At 55.3% G+C, this 13,527-nt stretch carries 11 protein-coding genes; 5 read left to right on the plus strand and 6 right to left on the minus strand.

The features are described 5' to 3' along the window. Positions 1 to 306: 306 nt before the first annotated feature. From EC915_RS22790 to gbcA, 4 genes are all read right to left on the minus strand, one after another. Complete coding sequence (locus EC915_RS22790) at positions 307 to 1,635, minus strand: HlyD family secretion protein (RefSeq protein WP_133752771.1); 1,329 nt, start codon at positions 1,633 to 1,635, stop codon at positions 307 to 309. A 439-nt stretch (positions 1,636 to 2,074) separates the two neighbouring features. After that, positions 2,075 to 2,470: a hypothetical protein gene (locus EC915_RS22795; protein ID WP_133752772.1), complete on the minus strand. Its 396-nt coding sequence runs from the start codon at positions 2,468 to 2,470 to the stop codon at positions 2,075 to 2,077. Between the two features lie 624 nt (positions 2,471 to 3,094). Beyond that, complete coding sequence (locus tag EC915_RS22800) at positions 3,095 to 4,129, minus strand: IS3 family transposase (protein ID WP_256658817.1); 1,035 nt, start codon at positions 4,127 to 4,129, stop codon at positions 3,095 to 3,097. 196 nt (positions 4,130 to 4,325) lie between these two features. After that, positions 4,326 to 5,621 carry a glycine-betaine demethylase subunit GbcA gene (gbcA, locus tag EC915_RS22805; RefSeq protein ID WP_133752773.1) on the minus strand — a complete coding sequence of 432 codons (1,296 nt, stop codon included), beginning with the start codon at positions 5,619 to 5,621 and terminating at the stop codon, positions 4,326 to 4,328. Between the two features lie 329 nt (positions 5,622 to 5,950). Here gbcA and gbcB point away from each other — a divergent pair, with 329 nt between their 5' ends. Further along, complete coding sequence (gene gbcB, locus EC915_RS22815; protein ID WP_133752774.1) at positions 5,951 to 7,051, plus strand: glycine-betaine demethylase subunit GbcB; 1,101 nt, start codon at positions 5,951 to 5,953, stop codon at positions 7,049 to 7,051. A gap of 175 nt (positions 7,052 to 7,226) precedes the next feature. Here the strand turns inward: gbcB and EC915_RS22820 are convergent, their stop codons facing one another. Further along, on the minus strand, positions 7,227 to 8,852 hold the full coding sequence (locus tag EC915_RS22820; protein WP_133752775.1) for a methyl-accepting chemotaxis protein: 1,626 nt from the start codon (positions 8,850 to 8,852) through the stop codon (positions 7,227 to 7,229). Between the two features lie 320 nt (positions 8,853 to 9,172). On the opposite strand from EC915_RS22820, the gene EC915_RS22825 reads away from it, so the two are divergent. Both EC915_RS22825 and EC915_RS22830 read left to right on the plus strand, forming a co-directional pair. Continuing rightward, positions 9,173 to 9,406: a hypothetical protein gene (locus tag EC915_RS22825; protein WP_133752776.1), complete on the plus strand. Its 234-nt coding sequence runs from the start codon at positions 9,173 to 9,175 to the stop codon at positions 9,404 to 9,406. Beyond that, the gene (locus EC915_RS22830; protein ID WP_133752777.1) at positions 9,403 to 9,705 is read left to right on the plus strand and encodes a cell division protein ZapA; all 303 of its coding nucleotides are present in this window, start codon (positions 9,403 to 9,405) and stop codon (positions 9,703 to 9,705) included. Before EC915_RS22825 ends, EC915_RS22830 begins: the two co-directional genes overlap by 4 nt. Positions 9,706 to 9,882: 177 nt before the next feature. Here EC915_RS22830 and EC915_RS22835 read toward each other — a convergent pair whose 3' ends face one another. Beyond that, positions 9,883 to 10,923, minus strand: coding sequence for a low specificity L-threonine aldolase (locus EC915_RS22835; protein WP_133752778.1), 1,041 nt, complete (start codon positions 10,921 to 10,923; stop codon positions 9,883 to 9,885). A 99-nt stretch (positions 10,924 to 11,022) separates the two neighbouring features. Here EC915_RS22835 and EC915_RS22840 point away from each other — a divergent pair, with 99 nt between their 5' ends. Both EC915_RS22840 and alaC read left to right on the plus strand, forming a co-directional pair. Then, positions 11,023 to 11,766: a TraX family protein gene (locus EC915_RS22840; RefSeq protein WP_133752779.1), complete on the plus strand. Its 744-nt coding sequence runs from the start codon at positions 11,023 to 11,025 to the stop codon at positions 11,764 to 11,766. 245 nt (positions 11,767 to 12,011) lie between these two features. Then, on the plus strand, positions 12,012 to 13,229 hold the full coding sequence (alaC, locus tag EC915_RS22845; protein WP_133752780.1) for an alanine transaminase: 1,218 nt from the start codon (positions 12,012 to 12,014) through the stop codon (positions 13,227 to 13,229). The last annotated feature ends 298 nt before the right edge of the window (positions 13,230 to 13,527 follow it).

Genomic DNA, 13,527 nt, shown 5'->3' on the forward strand with positions numbered 1-13,527 from the left:
AACGAAGAGAATTGAGCAAATTTCGACATGCATCGTTTTTTGAAAAGAGCTGAGGACTCGGTAGCCGGAAAACATCCGGCTACTTCAGACCTTCCCTAGGTAATCGTATTTCAAGATAAGCCCGTTCTTCAGTATTTTGAAGTTACTCGAGGTGTGGTCGTGCCGCCCTATCAACTGGTTAACTAAGTGCCAATCTATACCATGGTTGCATATGGCATTTTTAAATAGGTATGGTTTTTTACCTTGAATGTGCTTTTCGAAATGATTCCGAGATATTCCAAAATCTATCGTCATATCCGCCTGTCCTTAGAGATGCTTTTTTGTGAACGAGTAAAGTGGAGCCAACAGCCACTCATACATTTTTCGTGTTTCCAGTAATACATCTGCTTCTACTATCAAGCCGGGTCTTAAATTTATGGGCTTGCCGTCTGCCCTAATCAGTTGTTCTTCAAGCTCTACCACTGTTTTGTAGTAATTTCTATTGAGGTCAACTATTTCTGCCAGCTGTATAGGCATTTCGCTGCTCTGGTAAGGTGTGTCTGAAATGCTTATAATTTTTCCTTTCGCGACTCCATACTTCTGGAACGGAAACGCAGCGATTCTGATATGGGCGCGCTGCGATTTTTCAACGAATCCCCTTCCTTCAGACGGTGTGTAGAGATTCGCCTGTAGTTTACTTCCGGCGGGATAGGTGGTCGCTAGCGTCGTGCCCGGTAGTACTGTTTGACCAACGGTGGCGTTAATAGCTGTAATGGTGCCGGCGATGGGCGATACAACATACACAGCTTTTGAATTCTCATTGTTCAGGAGTTCTCTGCTAAGGGCCAGTAACTCACTGTTAATCACAGATACCGCGATGGCGGAAGCTGTACCGAGGGTTCGCTTTTTCAAAGGGATATTTTCAATTTCAGAAACTATATCGTGTAATGTTTTCTTTGAATTTTGTAGCTCTACCGCAGCCAACAAATAATCTCTTTTGGCGTCTTCATGGGCTACCACTGAAACGGCTCCGTCAGTCAGCAACAGATTATATTTTTTTGCTGTCTCATTCTTACCCTCGACAATCTGGGTCTGAAAATGAATAGTCTTATTAAGTATTGTTATTCTAGCTTTAAGTTGCCTGGCCATGTTGCTAAGCTCCAGCACCTCTTGATCGTGCTTCAGCGTCGTTAGATTCTTTTTAGAATTAAGTGAGCGTATCTGGCTTTCGATTTTTTCTGATGTAAGTGCAAAGGTTGGGCCGCTGGATGTGGTGCTTTCTTTCGATATTTTAAGGATTCTTTGTCCCGCCCTCACGGATTCTCCTTCTTTTACGTATATTTTTTCCACGACGCCGCTCGTTTGAGACGTCGAATGAGAAGTCCCTAGATGTGGTGCGAGCACTCCTTTGACTGTGGCTTTACGTGTATAGGTTCCAAAGTATCCGAATGCCAATATTGCGGTGATTAATAGTATCGCTACCGAGGCCGTTCTCCCTGCGGCCATAGAACGATGGTGCTGGGCAGGCCTGCCAAGCGCATTCGGATAGTTTCCATTAATGCATTCATCTCGAAATAAAAAGCCAAGTGAATTCGATGGTTTTCCACTTTCAACCTCGCGTGATTCCTGCCCCTCGCCGCGTCTATTATTACCCATTTGTCTTTGCCAATTTCTTGGTAGATATCTACGGTTGTCCTGTTGTATCCAGCAAAGCGCTGGTTTAGAGGACCGAGCAGCGCTGCTCGGCCCGACCAATCAGTATCCTCCACCGCAATAATTCAATCCCGTAGGTTCTGGAGGAGGTGGGCACATATGACTGGCAATTTCGCTACCTGCATACCCACCCATCCCCGCTCCTAGACCAGTACCTACATATCCGCCAACCTGTTGCCCTACCGCGACTCCAACTACAGTACCTCCTGGCCCAGCCAGAGACCCGACTGCACCGCCCACGTAGCCACCAACTACCCTACCAGCACCGCCTCCTGCAGACGCCCCGATGTGTCCTCCTAAACCTGCAGCGCCGGCAGTTGTGCCTGCCCCACATGCACCTGTTACGATACAGAGCTCTTGAACAGTTATTTCTCTCATAGTATTACTCCTTGTTGTGTAATTTATTGCGAATGCTATAGAGGATAAGGTTAAAGGAGGCAGCTGGAATCAAGCACCCTAAAGAAACTCCAATCAAGGTTTTTCCTGTGTGATCATTATAGATTAACCATGCGGCAATAATGTTGATGGTCGCTAATAGAGAACTTCCTATGATCGTTTTTTTTAGGCTGGTGGTAGCGTAGTCTGGGATTTTGGTCATGGCGGTATTAATCGCCGAACCGAACAAGTATAGTGCGTGTCCGATCACGGATATCGAAATAATATAGTCTGCTGTTTTTAATAGTAATCCTGGGTTTTGGCTTGTATCCCAGTACATTAAATATAAAATAGCGATTGACCATGCCATGGCAAAGAAATAAGGTCTAACGGCGTTATTCATAAATATTCCTTTTGCGTATAGCTGTCAGCGGTGCTTTCGTAGTCCGGCGGTAGTCCACATAATTATCTGCGGTTACTGCTTGTGATAAAAATATTACCAACTGGCGGTCTGTTGTCCTGATATGGACAGTTCCCGGTACAGATTTTAAAATTTTCATCGGGCGTGGTTAATCTGCCCGTTATTTTAAGTCAGTTTCAATGTGCGTTTATTTGGATGTTTCTCTGCTGATTTGTATTTATCCGTCAGTTTTTTTATCTATTTAGTCGGTTCGGTAATCATGGCTTATGGTTCACTGATGTGATACCCCCGACAATTGTAGGGTGCGAAAAATGTCTAATATTGCTTGAAAGCCGTTGTCCATCGCGTTGCCTCTATCGTTCATTATCTTTTTCACATCTGAATTGAATTAATCGGAAACAATTGAGATGACGATATATCGATAAATTCCCACAAGCGCGTCTCATTAATGGATGGATTGATAGGGCGTCTGAGTCTTCAGGACGGCGCGGTGGCGACCTTGATGTTGTGGGTGGAGGAGGGGCAGGTTCGGTGACGCTCGCTCTTTGAAGTCGTAAGGCGCCTGTGTGAACGGGTCAAGTAATTTTGGACACCAGCTTAGGTTTCTCAAGTCGCCGTTTTCTCAACAGCTACCGGCGATCGGTAGCTGTTGTAGCTATGAGGTCTTTGGTTGTTGTAACGCATCACACAACCCTGCACATCCATGCGTGCTTCATGAGCTGATTCATATCCCGTTGAAGGCACCCACTCTGATTTCAGGTTGCCGAAGAAACGCATCATTACCGCGTTGTCCCAGCACTCACCCTTAAGACTCATGCTCTGCCTGAAACCATGAGCCAGCAGCTCATTTCTGAATGTATGACTGGTGTACTGACAGCCCTGGCCCGAGTGGAACAGTACGTTCTTAGGGTGTCCGCGTAGCTCTATCGCCATCCGCAACGCCTCACACGTCAATGCAGCATCCGGCGTCGTCGAAAATGACCACCTCACGATCCTGCGCGCAAACAGGTCAAGCACCGCCGCAAAATATAACCATCGTGCACCTGCTTTTATGTAGGTCACATCCCCGCACCACACGGTATTCGGGGCCTCTACGTCAAACTTTCGTTTGAGCAGATGCAGTGCTACCAACGCCTCTGCGCCGGGCGATTTGTATTTGTGTGGGCGACGCTGACAGCTGACGATCCCCGTTTCGCGCATAAGGCTACGAGCCATATAACGTCCCACATGATGCCCTTCGTTCTGTAAATCACTGGCCAGCGCACCTGCCGATCCCCTGGACGCCTTGTGAAAGCGCACTATCGCCTCCCTCAGGCGCACTCGGGCAGGGTTAACCGTACCCTGGCGCTGACGCCAGGCGTAGAAACTGCTGCGGTTGACTCCCAACACGCGGCAACAATCGTTAACGCCGTAGTGCTCGCCCAGTTTGCAGACCAGTTCGAATGATTTTTGGAGTCCAAAAGCAGAAGAGCACTGGCTTTTTTCCAGGATTTCGATATCCCGGTCTTTTTGCCTGAGCAGGGTTGTGAGTCGCTGGATTTCCAGTTGCTCAGCAGTGATCGCCTTTGCACCAACAGGGATTGTTCCCTGGCGCTCATCACGTACTTGCTCAACCCAACGGCGGAGCGCTGTAAGGCCTATGCTGAGGTTGGCACCGACTTAAGGGACGGATTGCCCCTCGTCCAGCACCATGGCCGCAGCCTTGAGTTTGAATTCATTGGAGTAAGAAGTACGCATGCCCATAAGCACCTCGGATTTGGGCGCTATCATAGCGCCCGATTGAGGTGTCCAAAATCATTAGGCCAGTTCAGCTTGCTCGTGATCGTGCTGTCGTAGCTTACTCGTGATTAACCGCCACACCCTTCAAATACGGCGCGGGCTCGGCGCCCATGTTTTCCAGCAGCTTGGCGCTGTACCAGTCGATGAAGTTGACTACGCCGAACTCATAGGTCTGTGAATACGGACCTGGCTGATAAGCGATGGAGTTGATGCCGCGCTGGTTTTCTTCGGCCAGGCGGCGGTCCTGATCGTTGGTGGCATCCCAGACCTCACGCAGGCGCGCGACGTCGTAGTCCACGCCCTCAACGGCGTCCTTATGCACCAGCCATTTGGTGGTGACCAGGGTTTCCTGCGCGCTGATTGGCCACACAGTGAACGCGATCACGTGATCACCCATGCAGTGGTTCCAGGAATGCGGAAGATGCAGGATGCGCATCGAGCCCAGGTCCGGGTTCTTGATGCGCCCCATCAGTTTGCTGCTGCCTTGTTTGCCGTCCATGGTCATTGAAACGGTGCCTTTGAGCAGTGGCATACGCACGATGCGGTTGCGCAGGCCGAAGCTGGCGTGTGCAAACGGGATCTTCTCGGCTTCCCAAGCGGCGGCGGAGGCGGCGACGTGGTCCTTGAACGCCTGGTCGGCGCGTGGGTCGGTAACGTCGTCCCATTCCAGCAGGGTGTTCAACAGTTCAGGGTGCGAGGCGTTGCAGTGGTAGCACTCGCGGTTGTTTTCCAACACCAGCTTCCAGTTGGCTTTTTCGACCAGGGTGGTTTGCACCGCCACCTTGGTGTTTTCCATGTCGTACGGTTCCATGTAGTGGTTCAGCGTTTGCAGGAACTCGTCGATGGCGGGCGGGTTGCTGGCCAGGCTGATGAAAATGTAACCGCCGGCAACCTTGCAGTTCACAGGCTTGAGGCTGAACTGCTTCATGTCGAAGTCCGCGCCCATTTCAGTGCCTGCGTACAGCAGGCGGCCGTCGAGCTCATACGTCCACTGGTGATACGGGCAGACCAGCTTGGCAACCTTGCCTTTGTCCTTGGTGCACAGACGCGAGCCGCGGTGACGGCAGACGTTGTGGAAGGCATTGACCGACCCGTCCGCAGCGCGCACCACCAGGATCGGGTTCTTGCCGATCTGCAGGGTCAGGAAGTTGCCCTTGGCCGGGATCTCGCAGGTCATTCCTGCAATCAGCCACTCTTTCTGAAAGATTTCCTGCATGTCGATTTCAAACAGCCGCTCATCGCTGTAGAAAGGCTGCGGCAACGAGTAAGTACGCTCTCGGTTTTGCAGCATTTCGGCGGTGGCCTTGCGTGCGGGTTCCAGCGGATCGCCCAGGCTTAGAGTTGCGGTGTCCATCTTTCAAGTCCTCAGACCGCGTTCTCATCGGTCTACGAATGTGGCCAATACGGTTGTGTAAGTGGTTTTGCAGGCAAGGCGGCGGTGCGTTCTGTCGCTCATGCTCAGGGATGAAAATCTGTACTCGATTGACCGCGAGTGTGTAGCCCGGCGCGGCGCGAACCTTATCCATGGGCGACATGGCCGAATCCGTTTCCGACGACGCAACCCCGATGGATCGGGGCTGGTCGCCATAAGCATGTGAATGTCGCAGATAGGTAAACAGGTGGTTCGCGCGTTACGCAGAATCGCCACCATAAGAGGCCGACCGTCGGCCGTGGAGAGTGAGTATGTCCCAGAGTTTCCTCAGCCCGGTCAACACGCAGACTTGGGCCAATGGCCGCCATCAGGTGCGAGTCGTCAAAGTGATCCAGGAAACCTGGGACGTGCGCACCTTCTGCTTCATGGCCGACCAGCCGATCCTGTTCTTTTTCAAGCCGGGTCAGTTCGTCACCCTTGAGCTTGAAATCGAGGGCGTGCCGATCATGCGCTCCTACACCATTTCCAGTTCGCCTTCGGTGCCCTACAGCTTCTCGATCACCATCAAGCGCGTGCCGGGCGGCAAGGTCTCCAACTGGCTGCATGACACGCTGCATGAAGGACAGGAGCTGGCGGTTCACGGGCCGGTCGGGCTGTTCAATGCCATCGACTTTCCGAATCCGAAAATTCTCTATCTCAGCGGTGGCGTCGGCATCACGCCGGTCATGTCCATGGCGCGCTGGTACTACGACACCAACGCCAATGTCGACATGGTGTTCGTCCACAGTTCGCGGTCGCCCAAAGACATCATTTACCATCGCGAGCTGGAGCAGATGGCGTCGCGGATCAACAACTTTTCGCTGCATATCGTCTGCGAAAAGCATGGGCTGGGCGAGCCCTGGGCAGGGTATCGAGGGTATCTGAATCAGAAGATGCTGGAACTGATGGCGCCGGACTTCATGGAGCGCGAAGTGTTCTGCTGCGGCCCGACGCCATACATGAATGCGGTCAAGCGGCTGTTGGAGGCCAACGGTTTCAACATGGAGCAATACCACGAAGAGTCGTTTGGTGCGACGCCGCCGGAAGCCCGGGCCGACGCGGTGGAACAGGCAGAGCAGGCCGCCGACGCCCCGGAAATCGATGTCGCCGAGCTGCATCAGGTCGAGTTCACCGACACTGGCAAGAGCATTCGTGTCGCGCCGGGTGAAACGGTGCACGCCGCCGCCGCCAAGCTCGGGCTGATGATCCCCAAGGCCTGCGGCATGGGCATCTGCGGCACATGCAAGGTGATGAAACTGAGCGGCGAAGTGGAAATGGACCACAACGGTGGCATCACCGACGACGACGTGGATGAGGGTTACATCCTGTCCTGCTGCAGCGTGCCGAAGGGGGATGTGCGGATCGAATACTGACCCGGCCTGTAGCCGGGTTGTGGTCCTGTGAGCGTTAATTCATTCGCAAGAGGTCAGGTCAGACGGTGCCATCTTCATCGCCAGACCAACCGTATCGCGAATGAATTCTCTGCCACCGCCTTAGCCGCCACTGCCTTAATAGACGCGATCCGTCGACCCGGTTAGGCGGCGCAGATCACAACCTGAACCGCGCGACCATTCCATTCAAATCTACCGCCAGGCGCGACAGTTCATTGCTCGCGGCGACGGTCTGGTTGGCGCCGGTCGCCGACTGGGTCGACAGGTCACGGATGTTAACCAGGTTACGGTCCACCTCACGAGCCACCTGCGCCTGCTCTTCAGCGGCGCTGGCGATCACCAGGTTGCGCTCGTTGATTTCGACCACCGCGCTGTTAATGGTATCCAGCGCAAGGCCTGCGCCCTTGGCGATGTTCAGGGTCGATTCGGCGCGCTCGGTGCTGCTGCGCATAGAGTTGACCGCCTGTTCGGTACCGCCCTGGATACTGCCGATCATGCGCTCGATTTCGCTGGTCGATTGCTGGGTACGATGGGCCAGCGCACGAACTTCGTCGGCGACTACCGCAAAGCCACGACCGGCTTCACCGGCGCGTGCGGCTTCGATAGCTGCGTTAAGCGCGAGCAAGTTGGTCTGATCCGCCAGGCCACGAATCACGTCCAGCACCTTGCCGATGTCGCGAGACTCATCGGCGAGGTTGCCGATCAGTGTTGCAGTTCCTTGCACGTCGCTGCTCATGCGCTCGATGGCGCCGACGGTTTCCTGCACCAGATCACGCCCGTCACTGGCCGAGGTCGTCGCGTTTTTCGAGGCTTCGGAAGTGCTCACCGCGTTGCGTGCTACCTCTTCCACGGCGCTGGTCATTTCGTTGACTGCCGTAGCCGCCTGTTCGATTTCATTGTTCTGCTGCGACAAGCCACGAGCGCTTTCATCAGTGACGGCGTTGAGCTCTTCTGCCGCAGAGGCCAGTTGAGTCGCGGAGCCGGAAATGCGTTGCAGCGTGTCGCGCAGCCGGGACTGCATTTTCAGCATGGCCGTGAGTAGACGACCGGCTTCGTCGGTGCCATCAACCTGGATGGTGCGGGTCAGGTCGCCTTCGGCGATTTCCTCAGCCGCGTTCAACGCCGAAGCGATGGGGCGTGTGATGCTGTTGGTCAGCAGCCAGGCGAACAGCAAGGTCAAGGCGCTGGCAATGATCAGCAGGGTGACAACCATCGTGATCGCTGTCGAATACTGCTGCGAAGCAACCTGTTTTGCATCTTGGAACTGCTGAGTGCAGATCTCGATCAGTTTGGCCAAAACGACGTTCATCTGGTCAGAGTTGGTCATCAGTTCGGTGTTGAGCAGCGCTGTTAAATCGTCGAGTTTGTTGGCGCCGCTCAAGGACTTCATCCGGTCCTCGAGCTGCCGGTAGTCACCCAGCAGTTTCACGTATTGAGCGTAGGCGGCTTGTTCTTCCGGCTGCAGAATCAGCTTGACGTAGATAGCGCGCGCGTCCTCGATCTGCTTGTTGCGTTGGGCCAGCAGATCGATGGTTTTACGTTGAGTTTCGGCATCGCGATTGAGCAACAGACGGTAGGAGAGCACGCGCAGGCGAATACTGGCCTCAGTCAACCTGTCCAGAGCCTTGATGCTCGGCACGCTGTTGGTCGCCATCTGTTCGGTCGCGTCGTTGATCTTGCTCATTTGCATCAACGCGAAGATGCCAAGCGCCAGCATCAACACGCCGATGATGGAAAAACCAAGGAAGGCGCGGGGCGCGATATTGATATTGCGTAGGGACATGACGGTTCCTGGGAAAGCCGCGATCCATGCGAGGCGGGGGAGATAATCACGATGATGCATGCCTTATCGGTAGCCACCGCACAGACTTGAACACTTTGGTCCATTGCTGTGCACTTATCTCGCAATGAAGGCGATCTGACGAATAGCAGGAACAAGATGGGAAAAACGCAGTCAATCAGGTCCGTTATGCGTTTGCGCAATTGAAGTAATACAAGTGCTTGTCTGTTCGGTGTAGTGGCGTCAAAGCCCTGATTTCACTGGTAGCTGGAGTGACTTTTCTTTATCGTACGCGCCCTTTGAAATTTGCCTGAGAAATCAAAATGTTGGAAGCATCCCTAAGCCAGTTGGAAAAGCTCGTCGCTGACCTGGTGCAGCAGAATCAGGACTTGCAGAACACGAACAGCACGCTCGCAGAAGCGCTCAAGCAAGCCAGGGATGACAACGACAGCTTGCAGTTGAGCCTGCTGGAACAGGAAGAGAAGCAGGGCGCAACCGCCGCCCGCATTCAGGCGCTGGTTGATCGCGCCACCAGCGCCAGTGCGGTCGACGCATGATCAACGACCGCGACGCCACCAAGCTCATTTCCATTCTTGGCAACGACTACACGATCAAGGCGCCTGAAGGGCAGGAGAAGACCTTGATGGACGCCGTGGTCCTGCTCAAGACGGCGCTGTCCGAGACCAAACGCAACTACCCGACCCTCATCGGCGACCGCCTGCTGGTACTGGCGGCGCTGAACCTGTGCTCCAAGCAAATCGAACTCAAACAGCAGCATGCCGAAGAGCTGAGCCGTTATGAGGACAAGGTCAGTGCGACGGTGGGAGTGATCGAGAAGGTGATTGCGCAGGGGTGAGTGCTGCTGCGGATTGATGGGCACGCACGAATGTTCCGCCCTGCATGAATCCTGTGGGAGTGAATTGACTCGCGATGCAGGTTCTTTCGATAAATCTCTATCGGCTGAACGGGCGTCTGGCGAATGAATTCGTTCCCACAGTTTATTGCGCTCCCTCACACCGTTTGGTGTGTTGCATCAGGCACCCATCACCCACCGGATATCTGCCGCCAACTCCCGCACGCGAGCCTCTTCGGTGTCCCATGAGCACATGAAGCGGGCGCCACCGCTGCCGATGAAAGTGTAGAAACGCCAGCCTTTGCCGGTGAGGGCTGCAATGGCCGCTTCCGATAATTGCAGGAAGACTCCGTTGGCCTGCACCGGGAACATCAGCTCCACACCCGGAATATCCTTCACCAGCTCTGCCAGCAGTTGCGCGCAGCTATTGGCGTGGCGTGCATGTTTGAGCCAGGCGTCGTTTTCCAGCAGGCCGACCCAGGGCGCCGACAGAAAACGCATTTTCGACGCCAGTTGCCCGGCCTGCTTGCAGCGATAGTCGAAATCTTCGGCCAGGGTGTGGTTGAAGAACAGAATTGCCTCACCTACTGCCATGCCATTTTTGGTGCCGCCAAAGCACAGTACGTCGATGCCGGCTTTCCAGGTCAGTTCTGCCGGGGTGCAACCCAGATACGCACAGGCGTTGGCGAAGCGTGCGCCGTCCATGTGCAGGTTCAGGCCCAGCTCTTTGCAGGTGTCGCTGATGGCCTTGAGCTCTTCGGGCAGGTACACGCTGCCGACTTCGGTGGCCTGGGTCAGGGTGACGACGCGCGGTTTTGGGTAATGGATGTCCGCTCGCTTCAGGGCCACTTCACGAATAGATTCTGGTGTCAGCTTGCCGTTTTCGCTGCGGGCGGTCAGCAGCTTCGAGCCGTTGGAGAAAAACTCCGGCGCGCCGCATTCGTCGGTCTCGACGTGGGCGGTTTCAGAGCAGATAACGCTGTGATAGCTCTGACACAGCGACGACAGCGCCAGTGAGTTGGCAGCCGTGCCGTTGAAGGCGAAGAAGACTTCGCAGTCGGTTTCGAACAACTGGCGGAATTGATCGGCCGCACGCGCTGTCCATTGGTCGTCGCCATAGGCACGCTGATGCCCGTGATTGGCTTGTTCCATGGCCGCCCAGGCTTCCGGGCAGATTCCCGAATAGTTATCGCTGGCAAACTGCTGGCTTTGGTCTGACATGGCCGCTTCCCTGTAATCGAAGGCTGCGACTTTAACCAGATTTCGGCACGTTGGTCATGCATTCTTGCGTCACAACATTCAGCCGGACGGCGAAGTGAGATGAGCGAGACGAATCCAATCGAACAACCTGTGCGTGATCGTGCATTGGACCTGCTCAAGTGGCTGGCGGTGCTGAGCATGGTCCTCGATCACCTGCGCTATGTGGGCTGGCATGTCGATGGGCTTTATGTGCCGGGACGCTTTGCGTTTGCCTGGTTTTGCCTGGCAATTGCGGTGAATGTCGGGCGTGGCGCGGCGCGGGCAAGCCAGCCAAGGCTGGACTGGAAGTATCTGGCATGGCTGGCAGTTTTCTCCGTCGTTGCCGAGTTTCCCTACCGCCTCTACATGGCTGAGGAAGTGACGACGTTGAACGTCCTGCCAACGCTGGCGTTGGGACTGTTAGTGGCGCAGGGGGCTTTCAGCCGCTCCTGGCCCATGCGGCTATCAGGTGTTGTTGCATTGGGTATCGGCGTTGTTTTCAGCGCGCAATTGATGTTCGGCGCTTTTGGCGTGCTGCTGCCCACCGCGTGTCTGTTGGTACTGCACAGGTCGCTGTGGCTGGCGGTGCTGCCCGGCGTGGTGTGCCTGTTGAGCAATGAATGGCCGAAGATCATCGATGGCATGCTCTGGGGCGATCCGATTTCCATAGGCGCGCTGATCGCCTGTCTGCTGGGGCCGTGGTTGGGTATAGCGTTGCTGCGCTGGCGCCCGGCGTTCAGTGTCTGGCCTATGCGGCGCTGGGCGTACCTGATCTATCCGCTGCATTTTTTGCTGTTGCTCGTGGTGCGGATGGTGACTGTCTAGCCACGCAGTGGGGTCAAAATGGGGGGCTGTGCAAGCGAATCCATTCGCGAGACCGCGGTACATCCGCTGTAAACAGGTCGTTTGACACATTGCATCGCGAATGAATTCGCTCCCACAGGTGAAACGTAGCGGGCTGCAAATCCCTGTAGACAAACCGCCATTACCGCCCTTATCTTCCGTACAGGCCACCGCAGTGGCCAGCGTCGCTCGGACGGTTCCGGGCGCTTACGTCTTTAGAGGCCTCCATGGCAGATCAAGGTTCGCCGCGCCGTTTTGCGCGCATCGATCGACTCCCCCCTTACGTGTTCAACATCACTGCCGAGCTGAAAATGGCTGCTCGTCGTCGTGGTGAGGACATCATCGACCTGAGCATGGGCAACCCCGATGGGGCAACGCCGCCGCACATTGTCGAAAAACTGGTCACTGTCGCCCAACGTGAAGACACTCACGGCTACTCGACTTCGCGTGGCATCCCGCGTCTGCGTCGGGCGATTTCCAACTGGTACAAAAAGCGCTACGAGGTCGATATCGACCCTGAGAGCGAAGCCATCGTTACCATTGGTTCGAAAGAGGGTCTGGCGCACCTGATGCTTGCCACCCTCGATCAGGGTGACACGGTGCTGGTGCCCAATCCCAGCTACCCGATTCACATCTACGGCGCCGTCATCGCTGGCGCGCAAGTGCGCTCCGTGCCGCTGGTGCCGGGCGTGGACTTCTTCGCCGAGTTGGAAAAAGCCATTCGCGGCTCGATTCCCAAGCCAAAGATGATGATCCTGGGTTTCCCATCCAACCCGACCGCGCAATGCGTCGAACTGGATTTCTTCGAGCGTGTTGTCGCGCTGGCCAAGCAGTACGACGTGCTGGTGGTTCACGACCTGGCCTACGCCGACATCGTCTACGACGGCTGGAAGGCGCCATCGATCATGCAGGTGCCGGGCGCCAAGGACATTGCGGTGGAGTTTTTCACCCTGTCCAAAAGCTACAACATGGCCGGCTGGCGTATCGGTTTCATGGTCGGTAACCCGGAGCTGGTCAACGCCTTGGCGCGGATCAAGAGCTACCACGATTACGGCACCTTCACCCCGCTGCAAGTGGCCGCTATCGCGGCGCTCGAAGGGGATCAACAATGCGTACTCGACATCGCTGAGCAATATCGCCAGCGTCGCAACGTGCTGGTCAAAGGCCTGCACGAACTGGGCTGGATGGTAGAAATACCCAAAGCGTCGATGTACGTCTGGGCCAAGATCCCTGAAGCCTACGCCCACATGGGTTCGCTGGAGTTCGCTAAAAAGCTGCTGCTTGAGGCCAAGGTCTGCGTCTCGCCAGGTATCGGTTTTGGTGAGTACGGCGACGATCATGTGCGTTTCGCCCTGATCGAGAACCAGGACCGGATTCGTCAGGCGGTGCGCGGGATTCGTGGGATGTTCAGGGCCGACGGCCAGTTGCCTGCAAAGTCGGTCTGATTACGACATTCGCGACCCCCAAATCCCCGGCCTCGACCGGGGATTTTCATGTCCGGGGGATGCCCTCCATTTCCCTGTAGCAGTCCGGCTTGCCAGCGGTTGCAGGCTCAAGGGCCGCTGCCGTCGGGCAGTCGGACTGCTGCAGGACGTCGGTGTCGCATCCGCGCATCCCGTATTCCCGCAAACCCATGTCGTAAACGCGCCTTTGTGTGGCGTGCGTAGGCATCTGGGCAGTCTGCGTCGGCCATACCATCGCTGCCAAAGGGCAATTCAAAAGCCCTACCGATCATTCAGGCGC

This window comes from Pseudomonas sp. LP_7_YM (assembly GCF_004364435.1).
Taxonomy (GTDB): domain Bacteria; phylum Pseudomonadota; class Gammaproteobacteria; order Pseudomonadales; family Pseudomonadaceae; genus Aquipseudomonas.